Below are 16,968 nucleotides of genomic sequence, written 5' to 3'. Positions count from 1 at the left end.
AGTATTAACTTTTCATCCCCCTCTACCTTATACTAAATAGTTGTCGCAATTCCTGCCACAAATAAACTTATTATTGCTAAAAATGGCGTTCCGACTATCGCTCCTCTTAAGTGAAATATATAGTCTTTATACCCTTTCATCTCTTCTGTACTAGGAATAACAACAAATCTTGGAGTAATCCAGCAAAATATAAGCCAATCAATTATAAATAAATCTACTAAATTGAAAGTCATTACAATCCCAAAAGTATGTAAATAGGCCTCAATATACAATAATTTTTCATGTTGATGTAGTATATACGTAGAAACTAAAGGCGTTCCGAAGAGAATAATATTGTAAATAATTCCGAAATAATACGTTTGCTTTTTTTCATTTATCGATTTTGGCAAAACTACTTTTTGAATATCTTTCGGATAATCATTTAGCCAAAGACGAGGATTATAATATAAAGACCCTAATGTCATAATAGATAGTATAAAAGACATAGAAATGCCGACAATCATCATTTGTTCAATTTGCCCCACAAATTAGTCCCTCCTTATTTGCAATTGTTACGTACGTAATTCACTTAATTAGACATTGTATGCATGTTGTGACCTGAAAATTAACAAACTCCTTTAGTAAAATCATTATCATTTGATTTCTCCTAACGCCCATTCTTATTTCTTGCAATATGGTTGCAAATTTAATACAGTGAACATCTAATTAGTGTCATTCACCTTCTCTAATTATTTCAGAGTAAATATTTATTAATTTACATAAAGATAGGATCGGTGAAACGAATGAAAATCGAACATATAGCAATTTGGGTATATAACTTAGAATTAATGCGTACTTTTTATACGAAGTATTTCAACGGCAAAGCAAACTCTTTATATCATAACGAAGCAAAACAATTTGAATCTTATTTTATTACGTTCGAATCTGGAGCAAGGCTTGAACTTATGCGTAAAAAAGGTATAGAAAACGAACCTAACCTTAATATAACTGGCTATGCACATATGGCATTCTCTGTCGGTAGTGAAGAACGTGTAAATGAATTAACTTCAACATTAAAAGATGAGGGTTATCCTTTATTAAATGGACCACGTTTCACTGGAGATGGTTATTACGAAAGTGTAATAAGTGATCCTGAAGGTAATCAAATTGAAATTACGATTTAACTTATCTTTTTCTTTTCTGAAGAACAAATGAAAATTAGTTTGGAGGAATCATATGCATAAGCTACATTTCAAAAAATTTGAAACAACAGACTTTAATCAATACTTTCAGCTCGTATCAAACGAAAAAGTGATGGCACAAATTACTGAACGCGCCATTCCTTTAGAGGAAGCACAAAACGACTATAAAAAATTATTAATGCGCAATGGAAAACATAAACTGTATGGATCTTATAAAGTTTATAACAGTGCAACAAATGAATTTATCGGACTTGGACATATAACAGTAAATGAGGATGATTTTAAAGAAGCTGAACTTGGTTATATGATATTGCCGGAGCACTGGGGAAAAAGATATGGTAGTTGTATCGCAAGAGAATTAATTGAAATAGCGAAGCAGACAGATGTAAACGTACTAAAGGCAATTATCGATCCAAACAATATCCCCTCTCGAAAAATATTAATAAACATCGGTTTTACATCTGAGAAAGTTTGTGAGATTGATGGATTACCTGGGGAGATATTGAGTAAATATATTTAACTATGTAAAAAAGCAATGCTACATTTGAACTAACAGTAGCATTGCTTTTATCTTTTATTATTATAAAAGTCCCATTTTCACTTTAATACGAACTAAATCATTATTTCTTTATCTCATCTACTACACTTTGAACTAAAGAGATAAGAGCTTGCTTTGTATCCTCATCTGTAACTTTTGCATCATCACTAAATTTAGTGCGCACAGATGGGATTAATAGCGAACCATTTTGAACGACAATTGTATCTAGCATACCTAGCGTAAGTAATAATGATTCATGAGCTTTATCCCCTCCAGCAATCGACGGTGAAGCTGTTATAATAGCAACTGGCTTTTTATAAAGTTCCGCTGATGAAACAAGCCACTCTAATGCATTTTTTAAAACTCCTGGTATACCTTTTGCGTACTCTGGTGTACAAATAATAAGTGCATGAGCTTCACTTAATGTCTTTCGAAATTCTTCAACAACAACCGGTGCTCCAACTCGATCTACATCCGGATTAAAATGAGGAAATTCCTCTATTCCATTATAAATAGTGTAATCTATACCTTCTGGAATAAATGCTGCTAAAGTTTTTAATATGTTTGTGTTGGATGATCCTTCCTTAATACTTCCTGAAATCGCTATGATTTTTTTGTGTATACTCATATGATCCCCTCCTACAAACATCATACTTATGCAGCCATAGAAAAATCAAAAATATTGAACTATTTAACAAGCTGTACATTCATCAATTTTTTTTACATAATAATATTATGGTTTATTTTTAACCTTTTATAAAATAGGTAAGGAAACTCCATATTTGTTATCCTATTTGAGAACGGACAAATCATGTTTGTAAATGGTTTTCACGACTATTATGAATGTTGGTCAGCTGGGGTCCAATGTGAGGATTTGCTTGTAGTTGCTGCACCTGTTATCAAAGGTGCAAAATGGGTCGTGACGCAATGGATGAGAAGAAGAGCATTGTTGTAACAATTAAATTTGCCGACTTTATCATTTTAACCGAGAAGACCCCGTCTCTAAACCAAGTGGATAGTTCAATTCCAATCTACAATTGAAGTTTTTTTGTGAAATTCATTGAAAACATACAAACAGCCATCATTTCATGGAATGATGGCTGTTTCTGTTTACCATTATACATAATCTTAACTTGATGACTGCGTTATTTATAACAGCCAAGCAACCTCCCTACTATACAATAGAAAACATCATATACACTCCAACAACGAAGAAAACGGCTAATGTCTTAATTATCGTAATACCAAAAATCTCTTTATAAGCTTCCCGGTGCGTTAATCCTGTAACCGCAAGTAAGGTTATAACTGCCCCGTTATGAGGTAAAGTATCCATACCTCCTGCTGCCATTGCAATTACACGATGCAGCACATCTAACGGAATATCAAAGTTCGCTGCCGCTTCAATATATTTATCTGCCATTAAACCTAATGTAATACTCATTCCACCCGAACCTGATCCCGTCAGGCCGCACAAAATATTCGTCATGACCGCTCCGCTAATTAAAGGGTTTGAAAATGTACCTGTCAAAGAATTTTGAATCATGACAAATCCGGGTAAAGCTGCTATAACGGCACCAAATCCATACTCGGCTGCAGTGTTCATGGCAGCTAAGATTGAACCACTTACGCCCACGCTTGTAATAGATTGAAACTGTTCTTTTACCGCTTGGAAGTTTAATAATATAGCAGCAAGTATTCCGATAAGAAGTGCCATTTCCACTGACCAAATACCTACGACTTGTCCCATATCAATCGCTCCGTACTCCTTCAAACCTATAGATGCAAAATCAAATCCCTTTGTATACCAAACTGGGATGAATTCTGTAAAGACTTTATTCATCACTCCGACCAGTATAAGCGGAAGAAAAGCTACCCAATAACTAGCTGGAATAACCTCGCTGGAAACAATAGGCGCTTGCACCAATTGCGCACTAGTTGTGGCAGCCAGTTCAGAAGTGGCACCGCTTTTTCCGAAGTACCCCTCTCCCTTAGCGGCAGCCTTCTTCCTGCACCTTTCCAAATACATCATGCCACATATAAAGATAAACAGTGCTCCGATAATCCCTAATGTAGGAGCTGCATAAATATCTGTTTTAAAGAACGTAGTTGGAATAACATTTTGGATTTGAGGTGATCCAGGAAGTGAATCCATCGAAAACGTGAATGCACTGAATGCAATTGTCGCTGGAATGAGACGTTTCGGAATATCCGCCTCGCGAAATAATTGCGCCGCAAACGGATAAATCGCAAATACTGCGACAAATAAACTGACACCACTGTATGTAAGAATCGCTCCCATTAACACGATGGAAAGCATAGCTCTTTTCACGCCTATAAAATGGATGATAATTTTCGCGATTTTTTCTGCTATTCCAGTGATTTCTACCACTTTACCGAATATCGCTCCAAGCAAAAATACAGGAAAATATAATTTTATGAATCCGACCATCTTCGCCATAAAAACATTAGAAAAGAATGGTAAAACATTCGCCGGTTCCGTTAAAAATACAGCCAACAAAGCACATAACGGAGCGAATAAAATGACTGAGAATCCTCGGTAAGCTACAAATATAAGCAAGCCAAGCGATAGCAATACAATCAATAAATCCATAACCGCATTCCCCCTCAATAAAATAGATTCTCTTAAATTTACTTTACACCCTTTTATATTTATATATATTATTGCAACACCTGCCAAAGGCAGGCATTACTTTTTGTTATTTTATTTATGATGAAAAAGCGGTACCCTCTTTTCTATAAAAGACTCCACTCCCTCTCTTACATCACTCGTTTGAAATACATGGCCGAAATTCTCAGCTTCTATTTTTAGCCCGTCCTCAAGAGAAGAAGATAATCCCTTATTGATAGATTGCTTCATCAAAGATAAAGCAGGAAGGGAAAATTGAGCCATCTTCGCGGCTAGTTCCTTCGCCTTATTCAGCGCTTCGCCACGCGGAACAACATGATTCACCAAACCAACTCGCCAAGCTACCTCGGCAGTGAACGGTTCACCAGTGAACATCATTTCTTTCGCACTTGCAGTTCCTATCAATCGAGGCAAACGTTGCGTGCCTCCCGCACCTGGAAACAATCCTAACTTCACCTCTGGAAGTCCGATTTGGGCATGTTCTTCTATAATCCGTAAATCACATGATAAGGCTAATTCACACCCGCCCCCAAGCGCTAATCCGTTAATAGCAGCGATTACAGGCTTCGACAATCTTTCTATTTTATTTAATGGATTCTGAAGCCACAATGATTTTCCCTCTGCATATTCATTCCCTTTCCCAATCCATTCCGGAAATGACTTGATGTCTCCTCCTGCAACGAAGGCCTTTTCTCCAGCGCCAGTTAGAAGTACAGCAATTACTTCATCATCCCGTTCGATTTCATCGACCACCACCGTCAGTTGCTCAACCACAGCACCGCTCAATACATTCACAGGAGGATTATCAATGATGATTGTCGCGATTCCTTTTTCTTTGGACCATGTAACAACCCGCTTATTTTCCAATTCAATCCCTTCTTTCCAATATGTAATGAGATAAAAAGCAAACTGTTTTACTCCCCTTCAGCACATCAACTCGTTCTTTTAATTACATAGCCGACCTGTTCGCGATCCCAAGCAGTACTGATTCCTTCCTCCTTCAGCTTGAACTTCTGAATCCGTTCCGTCGCGGTTTTTGGGAAAGTTTCACTGAACTGAACATATCGCGGCACCATGAAGTAAGCCATACGTTCTTGACACCAATCTATAATCTCTTCATGGGACATCGTTTCTCCTTTCTTTACAATCACATATAATTTGACATCCTCTTCTCCCACTTCCGATGGAACACCGATGGCCGCTGATTCAAGTACTTTCGGGTGATTATTCACTACCTTTTCGATTTCCCAAGAGGAGATATTTTCTCCACGCCTCCGGATACACTGTTTGATTCGATCGCAAAAATATAAGTAACCTTCCTCGTCTAGATAACCGCGATCTCCTGTATGGAACCATCCCTCCTTCATCGCCTCTTCTGTTTTATCCCGCATTTTATAGTAGCCTTCCATGAATGCTTGTCCCTGTAAGGAACGTATAAAAATCTCTCCAATTTCACCAGTCCGCGCTTCATTTCCATCCTCATTGACAATCTTCGTCTCTACGTAAGAATAAGGCTTTCCAATAGAAGGCGGCTTATTGGCATTCAATGGATTCGTTACACAAAAACCCGTCGTTTCCGTTAATCCGTAACCTTCTACAATCTGGACGCCAAACCTCTCCTCAAACGGCTTCCAAAATTCCTTAGGCGTAGCAGCACAAGCCGTCACCCTTACAAAATTTTCATTATCGTTTTCCTTTTCTGGTTGCTTGCAGAGAATAGGAATCATAGATCCTAAAGAATTAAAAATGGTTGCGCCATGACCACGAATTTCATCCCAAAATCTAGAAGCACTAAACCGCTTGCCAAGAGCAATTGTCGCATTGGAAGAAATAGCACCGAGTACTGTATGGGCCTGGGCGTTAATATGGAATAACGGCAGCGCTGTAAATAAAATATCTTTCGAACTTGCGCCAACCATATAGGTGGCAAATGACTGCGCAGAATTTACATAGGCAGAATGACTTAACATGACCCCTTTAGGTAATCCAGTCGTTCCAGAGGTATAAAGAATACTGTTAATAGAAGAGGAGGAAACAAATTCAGTTGGAAGGTGATGATTATTTGTATTCAGTACATCTTTCAATTCGATTACCAGCGGTTCTTTACCATCGTTCAAAATGATTGCGCTTTCATCATTTCCGTAAACGACAATTTGAATGTCCCTTTGTATAAATGGCAAACAAGAAGCAATTTGAGGAACAAATTCCTTATCAACGATAATCAGCTTGCAATCAGAGTGAGATAAAATATACTGTAGGCCCTCTCCTTTTAAATGCACATTCAGAGGCACTGCAATTGCTCCCATAAAAGATAAAGCAAACCATACATCCAGATATTCAGGAGCGTTATGAAGCATAATACAAACCTTATCCCCTTTTTGAATACCGAGCTCACAAAATCCCGCTGCAGCTTTTGTAATTCGATGATAGAGCTCCTCATACGTAACTCTTTGTTCTTCAAATTGTAAATAGACCTTACTTGGTGTTTTTTCAATACTTTGCATAATAAAATGTGGCAAACTGTGATTTTCCAGCATTGAATTCCATCCCTTCTTGCTATAATCTTTTTTATTTATATAGCAAGAAACATGCCAAAAATCGACTCATTCTCTATTCCCTTATTCCTTCAGGGATATACCCAAGTCTCCCTTACATGTCCACCTTCACATGTCGCATTTGCGCTACAAATGATTACGATCATGTCGCATCTATAAGAAAGTGTCGCAAAAAAGAGACAGTATGTATTACTGCAAACCAAACAAAAAAAGGGCCTGTTTGCCCTTTGCTTCCTTTCACGAAATTCCATATTTTTCTATTTTACGATATAAGCTAGCCCGATGAATCCCTAAAAGCTTGGCTGCCTCTTTTATATTTCCAGCTGTCTTTTCCAAAGCCCTTGTAATCGCCCGTTTTTCAGCCGATTCCACTTCCTCCTGCAGTGAATAACTCATCTCATTCTTCTCTTGATCCACCGCAAATATTTCATGATATAACTCTTCTTCCAAATCTTTTTTCCGCAAATATACAGGAAGATGATGCACTTGAATAATCATTCCTTCTATAACATTCATCGCTCGTTCTAACACATTCTCTAGCTCCCTAATATTGCCTGGCCAATCATACTCCATGAATATATCCCTTACTCTCTCATCCAATGAAAGAACGCTACTACCCAGCTCCCCATTCAATTTCCGAATTAAAAATTCCATTATATGTATCATATCTTCCTTTCTCTCTCGTAACGGAGGAATATCGATCGCAAACACATTCAACCTATAATATAAATCCTCCCTAAATTCCCCTCTTTGCACCATTTCACGAAGATTTCGATGTGTCGCCGCAATGAAACGGACATCAATCTTTTGAATTTTCGTACCACCAATTCTTTCAATCTCTTTCTCTTGCAACACACGCAGCAACTTCACCTGCATGTCCAAAGACATATCACCGATTTCATCTAAAAACAACGTTCCCTTATGGGCCAACTCAATCTTCCCAGGCTTACCACCTTTTTTCGCTCCTGTAAAAGCCCCCTCTTCGTATCCAAATAATTCAGCCTCCAAAAGATCCCTCGGAATCGCAGCACAATTCAAACGAATAAATGAACCCCTAGCACGCGGACTTGCACGATGTACCGCATGCGCAAAGAGCTCCTTCCCTGTACCGCTCTCTCCTCTTATCAAAACAGTAGACCGACTTTTAGAAACCTTCAAGGCCATCGTTTTAACTTCTTTCATTTTCGCACTCTCTCCTATAATACTTTGAAAGGACAACCTACCTTCTTGCAACCGCTGTAATTCAGTTTGATAGTAAGATAACTTTGATTCCATTGCACTAATCTGATCCCCCAAAGCTTTAAACTGCTGTATATCATGAAACATAATTTTACCAATCGCACCAATAACCTCACCGTCCTTAACAATAGGTATGCGAGTTGCGATAATATTCCGATTACTTATACGCTGGATATGCCCAATTTCCACCTGTCCCGTCTTCACGATAATATGCATCCTCGTATTCTCAACAACCTCCGTACAATGCTTACCTATCGCTTCCTTTGGATCATCAATCCCTAAAAATTGTGCATAAGAACCACTTAAAAAATTGACAATCCCTTGTTCATTTACCCCTAGAATACACTCCGACAGTAAATTCAAGGCATTTTCATACCGACTGATGATACTTTCCAAGGACTGTATACTTTTTTCCTTGTTTTCCAAAATGGCAATTGATCCATCTTCTTTCCCGCTCTGATATACACGGGATTCATTCATAATCAATACTTGGTTGCCCACCTTACACTCGTACTTGTACAAACTATCATTTTGATTCACTACTAGCTTTTTACGATCAGGAATAATCGTTGATATATGCTTACCTATTATTTCATTTTCTTTTTTATGTAACATGCTGCAGAATGGTTGGTTGCTGAATGTGATGATTCCATCATGACTTATGACAGCAATTCCGTTATTCATTACCTGAAGAGCCTGGCTTGTTAACTGCAAATTCATTCTTTCATCCATATGCATTTGGAAGCCCCTCCTATCAAATTGTGCTCTTTCTCGCATGTATTATATATTCATTTTAAACATTTACTTTCCTTCGGCTCTTCCGTTTGAAGTAATAATTTCTTGAACCAGTAATATAGCTGATTAACCGGTAGGTTCTTTTTTGACACCTGTCAGGTTTTAATAATCCAATTTCTTTAATCCTTGGATGTAAGAAGATGAATCTCATGGGCTATTTACAACTTGTAGGTGAGGAATATTTGACGCTTATCTTAGATACCTAATGAGTTTTATGAAAAGTAAAAAACAGTTGATGGAGTGTCTTCCATCAGCTATTTTAATTACGAATTTTGGTGATGAAACCCATAATTATTAGATTTACTTTAGCATAGCTTCTTATCCCCCAATCCCCAACTAAACCATCTCCCATGCCCTTCCGTTTCCCCAACAGTTTCACAATATTCGTTTCCGTTAATATAATAATCAATATGAAGGTCCCGGTCCCACATATTGTTATATAGGTGGAATACATCACGTTTTGCACCGATTTCTTTAATTTGTTTTTCTAGCGCATGTTTTACTTGCTTAGGTATTTGATTTGCGACGTGTGTATGGAAAATGCAGATAACAGCATCTTCACTTATTTGTTCAATAATAGATGGCAACAGCTCTACACCGTCTCCTTCTATTAATCGGACGGATTCATTTTTAACTAAAGATGCTGCTTGATCGAACAGTTCAAGTCTTGCTTTATGTTCTGGCCAAATAAGCGCGCGTAACCATAAATAATCTTCTTCATCATTTAAATTATTCACATGTAAATCTAGTCCGATTCTTTCTAGAACAGGTGGACTATGTTTTAGAAAGTGCGGTACATTCTCCCCTCTTATTTCAGAGGTTAAATTGACATTCGAATTTATATTTCCATACACTTCATCCGTTCCGTATGAATAACGATATTGATCCCAAAACAGTTGTAACCCTGCACTTGTACCAATCTCAATTAATGCTAACGGTTTGTTCACTTTGTTAAATATGTAACAGAAACTTGGATATAAATAGGCACATCGTCTTACTTCATTCGTTTGAACAAGTTTCGTTTGTAATAAAGAGATAATTTCTTCTCGATATACACGGCAAAAATCTTTAAATTGGTAAAAGGCATTTTCAAAATTTATATCAGCATTTTCAACTAAACTTTGATAATACTTTTTTAAACTGTGCTCTTTTCCTTTTAACAATAAATAATGGACCGCACCTAATAATAAGTTCGGGATTGGCTGACCAGGTTGTGCATTGAAAGCTAACGTAAGAACTTCCTCATCTTCAGAAATTTTTATTGATAAGTATTCGTATAAAGGACTCGATCCTTTACATTCATTCACAGAAAAATCCCGAAATAAGTTTACGACTTGTTCTTTTGTAAGCATTGGTATCCCTCCTGTTTTATTTTCAGAATAATCTTATCATTTATTTGTTATTTACTCTATTTTTTCAAATTAGATGTTACAAAAATAGAATTTTACTAGTTTCCAAAGATAAAACATAAAAATAGAAGTTTTTTTGGGATAACATCAAAATGGAATTCTTCTCCAAATTCCGCTTTACTACTATGCTTTTTACCCTTATGACAGAAGAATTCTATGAAATAAAACGTTAAATAGTTTAAAATTATCAGATAACACTAGATATTTTAGTCTATTAATTATTATAATAGACTATGAGATGGTTATATAATTGAGACAAAAAAGGTAAATACCTAGGTGGGGCCTAGGCGGTGTTTTCTTTTTACGGCTTAGATATAAAAACACCTACTCTTTTTTGCCAATATAGGGGATGGAGAGATTATCATGAGCAACATGCAGCAAAAAACAGACGTTATCTTAATTGGCGCTGGAATTATGAGCGCAACGTTAGGATCATTACTTAAAGAATTGGCACCTGAATGGGAAATTAAAGTATTTGAAAAACTCGCTAATGCCGGAGAAGAAAGTTCTAACGAATGGAATAATGCTGGTACAGGACATTCTGCGCTATGTGAGCTTAACTATACGTCCGAAAAATCTGACGGGTCTATAGATATTGGTAAAGCTGTAAAAGTAAATGAGCAATTTCAACTTTCAAGACAATTTTGGGCGTATCTTGTTAAGAGAAACTTAATTCGTAATCCACAAGATTTTATTATGCCACTACCTCATATGAGTTTGGTGCAAGGAGAAAAAAATGTGGAGTTTCTAAAAAATCGTTTTGAAGCGCTTTCAAAAAACGCTCTATTCCAAGGAATGGAATTTTCTGATGCTCCTGATACATTAAAAAAATGGCTTCCACTCATTATGGAAGGTCGTAACTCTAATGAACCGATGGCTGCAACGAAAATTGATTCTGGAACAGATGTTAACTTTGGTGCGTTAACACGCATGTTGTTTGATTACTTAAAAACTAAAAATGTCGAACTAAACTACAAACACAGTGTTGAAAATATTAAACGTGCGAAGAACGGTTTGTGGGAAGTGAAAGTACACGATATGAATAGTGGTAAAATCGAACACCATACTGCAAAGTTCGTCTTTATCGGCGGCGGTGGTGGTAGTCTACCTCTACTTCAGAAGACTGGTATTCCTGAATCAAAACATATTGGAGGATTCCCAGTAAGTGGACTATTTATGGTATGTAAAAACCAAAAAGTTGTAGAGCAGCATCATGCAAAAGTATACGGAAAAGCTAAAGTTGGCGCTCCGCCAATGTCTGTACCTCACCTTGATACAAGATATATAGACAACAAAAAATCTTTACTGTTTGGACCATTTGCAGGCTTCTCACCTAAATTCTTAAAAACTGGCTCAAACCTTGATTTAATTGGATCTGTAAAACCGAATAACGTCTTAACGATGTTAGCAGCCGGTTTAAAAGAAATGGGATTAACAAAATACTTAATCCAACAAGTTATGTTATCACACGAAAAGCGTATGGAAGAATTACGTGAGTTTATTCCGAACGCTAAAAGTGAAGATTGGGATACTGTCGTTGCTGGACAACGTGTGCAAGTAATTAAAGATACTGATGCAGGTGGTAAAGGAACACTTCAATTTGGTACAGAAGTTGTTAGTGCAAATGACGGATCAATCGCTGCGTTACTTGGCGCTTCTCCAGGTGCTTCTACTGCGGTTCACGTTATGCTTGAAGTATTAGAAAAATGCTTCCCAGAACGTATACTAGCATGGGAGCCAAAAATAAAAGAAATGATCCCTTCTTATGGCGTATCACTAACGGAAAATCCAAGACTGTTCCAAGAGCTTCACGCTTCAACAGGACGCACACTTGGGTTAAATGAAAAAGAAGCTGTTCACAATTAATGAATAGATTAAAAAAACGACAAAATAAAAACGTCCGATATATTCGGACGTTTTTATTTTCTACTAGAAATTATACTTATCGATATTATCTTTCGTAAATACAACTCGTTCAGGTAATACGATAATACCATTTCCTTCTGCCTCATAGTCATACCCTTGAATAGAGTTCGGCTCTACTTTCACTTTTCCAATTCCTTTTACTTCAAAGCTATCCCCGACTTTTAACTTCTTCCCTTTTACAACAATTTCATTTGCAACATAAGTTGCTAGTGCACCTTGTTGTTTTACATCCCATAATCCAAATTGTTGTACTGTTCCTCGTTTCACATAATCACGCATAACGTTCGGTGTCGAAAACCCCGTTACGACTACTTTCTTATCCATTTTCAAATTCTCAGCTGCTTGTGCCATTGCTGGTAGTGCTGTTGCATCTGGACATATTACTGCGTTAATATCTGGATACGTTTTTAAAATACTCTCTCCAACTGATAAAGATTTTTGCGCATTATTTTCACCGTATTGCGTCGTTACAATTTCCCAATTCGGATATTTCTCTTTAATAATCTCTTTCGCCTTCGTTACCCACTGATTTTGATCTGTTACAGTCGGGCTTGAATAAAAGAATGCTACTTTTCCTTTATCTCCAATTTGCTTAGAAGTCATTTCAATTAATAAGTTTGCAAGTTGATCTGGTGTACCTTGGCTAATATAAAACGAACGGTCTTTCGGATTCACATCAGAATCCCACGTTAATACTGTCATCCCTTTTTTCTTTGCACGTTGTAATGATTGCGAGAGACCATCAACTGACGTAGATGAAACCATAATTGCATCATAGTTTTGGTTAATAAAATTGTTTATATATTTTACTTGCCCTGATACACTTGCCTCAGACGGTCCATCGTACTTCACTTGTACACCTAACTTATCTCCCATCTCTTTTGCACCTTCACCACCTGATGTGAAGAAACCAACTCCCGTTAATTTCGGAATGAACGCAAATTTTACATCATCTGCTTTTTTCTTATCCGCAGTTTGGCTAGAACAAGCAATTAAACCGATTAAACAAATACACATAATAATAACAATCCCCAGTTTTCTCTTCATGACATTTCCCCCTTATGCAAATTCCTTCTTTTCCCCGTAGTGAATCGTTGTAATTTGAAATGTCTCATAGTAACAGAAACAATAAGGATAATACCTATTACTACATTAGATTGTTCATTCGTTAAGCCCGTCATTTGCAAACCGTACTGCATGAGTCCTATAAAAACACTCGCTAGTACTGTCCCAATAATACTCCCTTTTCCGCCTGTAATTAGTGTGCCGCCTAATACAACTGCCGTAATAACTGGCAAAATGGTTTCACTTCCAATATCAGCACGAGCAGAACCGAAATACGCTGTTAAGAAAGCTCCTCCTAATCCACCTCCTAACCCAGAAAGTACGTAAGCAGTAATCACTACTTTCTTCGTTCGAATTCCGGAATATTTCGCCGTACTTTCATTTGCGCCAGTTAATTTTGCGTGGCGACCGTATGTTGTACGGTGAAACAATATCGTAAATACTATCGTTAAAATGACAAGGAGCCATAATAAATTAGGTATACCGATAAAACTACCATTTGCCAGTTGCACATACGAATCTGGTAAACCACTTATTCCTTCATAGCCCGCTGCACCCGAACCACCTGAAATAACAAGGGCGATTCCTGCATATAAAAACATCGTTCCAAGTGTAACGACAAGAGGTTCTACATCTGTCATTTTTATAATAAGTCCATTTAATCCGCCCGCTATGCAACTTATTACGAGCGCAATGATAACGGCTAACAGTATAGGCATGCCATTCATCCAAAGTACTCCGATAAGAATCGAAGTAAGCCCCATAATAGATCCTACTGAAACATCAATTCCGCCAGTTACAATGACAAATGTCATCGGAATAGCCGCGATTGAAATAATGAGGAAATCGTTCATACTAAAAAGGAGGTTACTAATGTTTAAGAAATCACTATTTATGAAACTAAAGAGAATGAATTCTACGAGAAGCAATATGAGAAGAACCCCTTCCCATCTATACAAGCTACGTATTCCCCTCATAGATTCACCCTCCTTTCTTCTAATTGCCGGAGTTTCTTCCATTTTTTTAAGACACTATCTAATATGATGATGAGTAAAAGTAAAAATCCTGAAATAGCACTATTCCAAAATGCAGGTATTTTTAAAAAGACGAGTGAACTGCTTATCACTTCTAAGAAGAATGCACCTAATGCCGCTCCAAATATAGAACCTGTTCCTCCTTTTAAATGAATACCACCTAAAACAGCAGCAGCGATAACTTGCAATTCTATCCCTGTACCTGTTTGATTTGGAACGAATCCAATATTCATTACGAATATACATCCAGCGAACCCAGCGCTTATGCCTGATATGATAAACGCGTATATTTTCACTTTATCTACATGTATTCCAATAAGCCTTGCACCATCTTCATTATCACCGACCGCATAAAAATATCTTCCAATTTGAACTTTCATTAAAAAGAAATATAGCAGCAGTAATATGATAAGAACGGTCCATACCGTTATCGGAATCCCTAACATCATAATAGAAGAAATTTGTTTATACTCATTCGGAATATCTTCAATCCACTTTCCGCCCGTAAATATTAACATTACGCCTCTAATAATCCCGAGCATTCCTAATGTCATAATGATAGCTGGCACCCTAAATTTCGTAACGCCAATTCCGTTTACCATACCAATAAGGGCGCTAAGTATAATTGCCGCAAATATTGAAATAAAGGCACTGTATCCATCTGTTAACAACATCCCGCAAACCGCAGCGCTTAATCCCATAATAGATCCTACTGATACATCTATATTTTTCGTAAACAATACGAAAGATTGACCAATTGCCAAAACAACTAAAATAACGCTTGATTTCATAATTAAAGATAAAGAGCTAAACTGAACAAAACTAGGATTCATTACTCCAACGAAGGCTATGTAAAGAAGTAATAAAATAATAATAGACGTCTCATGCATTTTAAATAAACGGTTCACTCCGTTACACCTCCCTTTCCTCCGTACGCAAGGCGTGTAACTTCATCAATACAAATTTCCTTCTTCTCCAAATGAGAGACGAATTCTCCGTTTCTCATCACATAAACACGATTCGCTAATTGAACGATTTCTTCCATATCTGAAGAAATTAATATGATCGCAAGTCCCTCTCTCTTCAAACTTTGTATCGTTTCGTATACTTCTAGTCTTGCTTTCGCATCAATACCACGGGTCGGTTCATCAAGAATAATCACTTTCGGATTACATGCAAGATATTTCGCTAACACGACCTTCTGTTGGTTCCCACCTGATAAAGACGTCATTTTCTCATTCATATGAGGGACAACAATTCTAAACTGTTTTATATACAACTCTGATAAAGCGCTTTCTTTTTTGTTATTTAAAAAGAAGCTACTCATACTGTTTAAAGATGCAGCTGTTATATTTTCTTTCACAGACGCAATTGAAAAAATGCCATTCCCTGCCCGGTCCTCCGGTACATACACCATACCTTCCTTTATTCGCTTATGTACCGAATACTTCGTAATGGATTTTCCCTCTAATAAAACAGAACCTGATTTCAAAGGCATTAATCCAAATATTGATTCAGCTAATTCAGTCCTACCTGATCCGACGATACCTGCAATCCCGACAACTTCTCCAGCATGTACAGTTAATGATACATTTTGAAACGCATAACTAGACGCATTCGTGACATCTAATACTTTTTCCGAATGCTCTATTTCTTCTTGCGTGATTTTTTTCTTCTCCTCAAGTTTATAACCTTTCGGTAATAACCCCTCCATTAGCATGTCATATGTATAGCTTGATACATCCCCTTGACTTACAATCATTCCGTCACGCAAAATTGCTACTTTATTCGCAATTTCAAAGATTTCTGGAAAACGATGCGTAATGTAAATCATGCCAATTCCTTTTTCTTTTAAACTTTTCATCAACACAAAAAGACTCTTAATTTCGTGAGTTGTTAATGTCGATGTTGGCTCATCTAAAATAAGAATCTCAGCTTCCCTTATTAATCCCCTCAATATTTCTACTAATTGTTGCTGGGCAATGGATAACGATAACCCTAGCTCATGAAGTTGAATGTTCCAACCTAAGCCTTCTAGCAACTTATTAATTTTATTTCGAAGTTCTTTCTTTTTCGCTTTCATTCCGATACAAATGTTCTCTTCAATTGTCATATGCGGAAAGATGAGTGGCTCTTGTGGTATTAAATATATGCCATGTTGATGTGCTTCTGCTGTGTTTGAAAACTGTTGTATTTCCCCTTTCACATACATCTTGCCAGCATCGTATGAATACAAACCCGTTAATATTTTCATTAATGTTGATTTCCCGGCACCATTTCCTCCGACTAAAGCGTATACATCTCCACGCTCTAATTGTAAATTGACTTCTTTTAATACGAGTTGACCTGAAAAAGATTTACTCATTTTTGTAACTTCTAATAAGGGCACGTTCTCCACATGTTGTCACCTGCCTTTATGCAGAACATTTTTTGAGAAAATGATTTTTTGTTCTACTTGTTTTGTAGCATTGTATATTTATTTTTTCATATCTAGAACACTTTTTTCACTGGACTATTTTATCGCTTCAACTGGAATAAACAAAATAACGAACACATATGTTTAAGCAGTGGTCAATTGT

14 protein-coding genes are annotated in these 16,968 nt (G+C 36.9%); 3 read left to right on the top strand and 11 right to left on the bottom strand.

Annotated elements, in window-relative coordinates:
- Nucleotides 1–32: 32 nt before the first annotated feature.
- Nucleotides 33–524 carry a nitroreductase gene (locus tag JTF23_RS22645; protein ID WP_204209804.1) on the bottom strand — a complete coding sequence of 164 codons (492 nt, stop codon included), beginning with the start codon at nucleotides 522–524 and terminating at the stop codon, nucleotides 33–35.
- 258 nt (nucleotides 525–782) lie between these two features.
- Here JTF23_RS22645 and JTF23_RS22640 point away from each other — a divergent pair, with 258 nt between their 5' ends.
- Both JTF23_RS22640 and JTF23_RS22635 read left to right on the top strand, forming a co-directional pair.
- Nucleotides 783–1,163 (top strand): VOC family protein, encoded by a 381-nt coding sequence (locus tag JTF23_RS22640; protein ID WP_204209803.1) that lies wholly within the window; start codon nucleotides 783–785, stop codon nucleotides 1,161–1,163.
- A gap of 52 nt (nucleotides 1,164–1,215) precedes the next feature.
- Nucleotides 1,216–1,701, top strand: a complete 486-nt coding sequence (locus JTF23_RS22635; protein WP_204209802.1) for a GNAT family N-acetyltransferase — start codon at nucleotides 1,216–1,218, stop codon at nucleotides 1,699–1,701.
- A 100-nt stretch (nucleotides 1,702–1,801) separates the two neighbouring features.
- Here the strand turns inward: JTF23_RS22635 and JTF23_RS22630 are convergent, their stop codons facing one another.
- The 6 genes from JTF23_RS22630 to JTF23_RS22605 all read right to left on the bottom strand — a co-directional run bounded on the left by JTF23_RS22630 (nucleotide 1,802) and on the right by JTF23_RS22605 (nucleotide 10,307).
- Complete coding sequence (locus tag JTF23_RS22630) at nucleotides 1,802–2,347, bottom strand: NADPH-dependent FMN reductase (RefSeq protein WP_204209801.1); 546 nt, start codon at nucleotides 2,345–2,347, stop codon at nucleotides 1,802–1,804.
- A gap of 546 nt (nucleotides 2,348–2,893) precedes the next feature.
- Nucleotides 2,894–4,330, bottom strand: a complete 1,437-nt coding sequence (locus JTF23_RS22625) for a GntP family permease (protein WP_204209800.1) — start codon at nucleotides 4,328–4,330, stop codon at nucleotides 2,894–2,896.
- 111 nt (nucleotides 4,331–4,441) lie between these two features.
- Nucleotides 4,442–5,233 (bottom strand): enoyl-CoA hydratase, encoded by a 792-nt coding sequence (locus JTF23_RS22620; protein ID WP_204209799.1) that lies wholly within the window; start codon nucleotides 5,231–5,233, stop codon nucleotides 4,442–4,444.
- 65 nt (nucleotides 5,234–5,298) lie between these two features.
- The gene (locus tag JTF23_RS22615; protein ID WP_204209798.1) at nucleotides 5,299–6,903 is read right to left on the bottom strand and encodes an ATP-dependent acyl-CoA ligase; all 1,605 of its coding nucleotides are present in this window, start codon (nucleotides 6,901–6,903) and stop codon (nucleotides 5,299–5,301) included.
- Nucleotides 6,904–7,158: 255 nt separating this feature from the next.
- Entirely contained in the window at nucleotides 7,159–8,898 is a 1,740-nt protein-coding gene (locus tag JTF23_RS22610; RefSeq protein WP_204209797.1) for a sigma 54-interacting transcriptional regulator, read from the bottom strand.
- 362 nt (nucleotides 8,899–9,260) lie between these two features.
- Complete coding sequence (locus JTF23_RS22605) at nucleotides 9,261–10,307, bottom strand: DUF2332 domain-containing protein (RefSeq protein WP_204209796.1); 1,047 nt, start codon at nucleotides 10,305–10,307, stop codon at nucleotides 9,261–9,263.
- A 420-nt stretch (nucleotides 10,308–10,727) separates the two neighbouring features.
- Here JTF23_RS22605 and JTF23_RS22600 point away from each other — a divergent pair, with 420 nt between their 5' ends.
- Nucleotides 10,728–12,230 carry a malate:quinone oxidoreductase gene (locus tag JTF23_RS22600; protein ID WP_204209795.1) on the top strand — a complete coding sequence of 501 codons (1,503 nt, stop codon included), beginning with the start codon at nucleotides 10,728–10,730 and terminating at the stop codon, nucleotides 12,228–12,230.
- A 63-nt stretch (nucleotides 12,231–12,293) separates the two neighbouring features.
- Here JTF23_RS22600 and lsrB read toward each other — a convergent pair whose 3' ends face one another.
- From lsrB to JTF23_RS22580, 4 genes are read right to left on the bottom strand one after another with little or no spacing between them, the layout of a single operon-like run.
- On the bottom strand, nucleotides 12,294–13,337 hold the full coding sequence (gene lsrB / locus JTF23_RS22595) for an autoinducer 2 ABC transporter substrate-binding protein LsrB (RefSeq protein WP_002110487.1): 1,044 nt from the start codon (nucleotides 13,335–13,337) through the stop codon (nucleotides 12,294–12,296).
- Nucleotides 13,334–14,332 (bottom strand): ABC transporter permease, encoded by a 999-nt coding sequence (locus JTF23_RS22590; protein WP_204209794.1) that lies wholly within the window; start codon nucleotides 14,330–14,332, stop codon nucleotides 13,334–13,336. The genes lsrB and JTF23_RS22590 overlap by 4 nt, the downstream gene beginning before the upstream one ends.
- On the bottom strand, nucleotides 14,329–15,297 hold the full coding sequence (locus tag JTF23_RS22585) for an ABC transporter permease subunit (protein WP_002110490.1): 969 nt from the start codon (nucleotides 15,295–15,297) through the stop codon (nucleotides 14,329–14,331). Before JTF23_RS22585 ends, JTF23_RS22590 begins: the two co-directional genes overlap by 4 nt.
- Nucleotides 15,294–16,787, bottom strand: coding sequence for a sugar ABC transporter ATP-binding protein (locus JTF23_RS22580; RefSeq protein WP_204209793.1), 1,494 nt, complete (start codon nucleotides 16,785–16,787; stop codon nucleotides 15,294–15,296). The genes JTF23_RS22585 and JTF23_RS22580 overlap by 4 nt, the downstream gene beginning before the upstream one ends.
- Nucleotides 16,788–16,968: the final 181 nt, after the last annotated feature.

This window comes from Bacillus sp. RIT 809, assembly GCF_016892495.1.
Taxonomy (GTDB): Bacteria; Bacillota; Bacilli; order Bacillales; family Bacillaceae_G; genus Bacillus_A; species Bacillus_A cereus_U.
This window is presented reverse-complemented; position numbering and strand designations above follow the sequence as displayed.

Coding starts and splice junctions, on each gene's coding strand:
- JTF23_RS22625 (WP_204209800.1), bottom strand. CDS start 4,330: ATGGATTTATTGATTGTATTGCTATCGCTTGGCTTGCTTATATTTGTA.
- JTF23_RS22615 (WP_204209798.1), bottom strand. CDS start 6,903: ATGCTGGAAAATCACAGTTTGCCACATTTTATTATGCAAAGTATTGAA.
- JTF23_RS22590 (WP_204209794.1), bottom strand. CDS start 14,332: ATGAGGGGAATACGTAGCTTGTATAGATGGGAAGGGGTTCTTCTCATA.
- JTF23_RS22605 (WP_204209796.1), bottom strand. CDS start 10,307: ATGCTTACAAAAGAACAAGTCGTAAACTTATTTCGGGATTTTTCTGTG.
- JTF23_RS22610 (WP_204209797.1), bottom strand. CDS start 8,898: ATGCATATGGATGAAAGAATGAATTTGCAGTTAACAAGCCAGGCTCTT.
- lsrB (WP_002110487.1), bottom strand. CDS start 13,337: ATGAAGAGAAAACTGGGGATTGTTATTATTATGTGTATTTGTTTAATC.
- JTF23_RS22630 (WP_204209801.1), bottom strand. CDS start 2,347: ATGAGTATACACAAAAAAATCATAGCGATTTCAGGAAGTATTAAGGAA.
- JTF23_RS22635 (WP_204209802.1), top strand. CDS start 1,216: ATGCATAAGCTACATTTCAAAAAATTTGAAACAACAGACTTTAATCAA.
- JTF23_RS22640 (WP_204209803.1), top strand. CDS start 783: ATGAAAATCGAACATATAGCAATTTGGGTATATAACTTAGAATTAATG.
- JTF23_RS22600 (WP_204209795.1), top strand. CDS start 10,728: ATGAGCAACATGCAGCAAAAAACAGACGTTATCTTAATTGGCGCTGGA.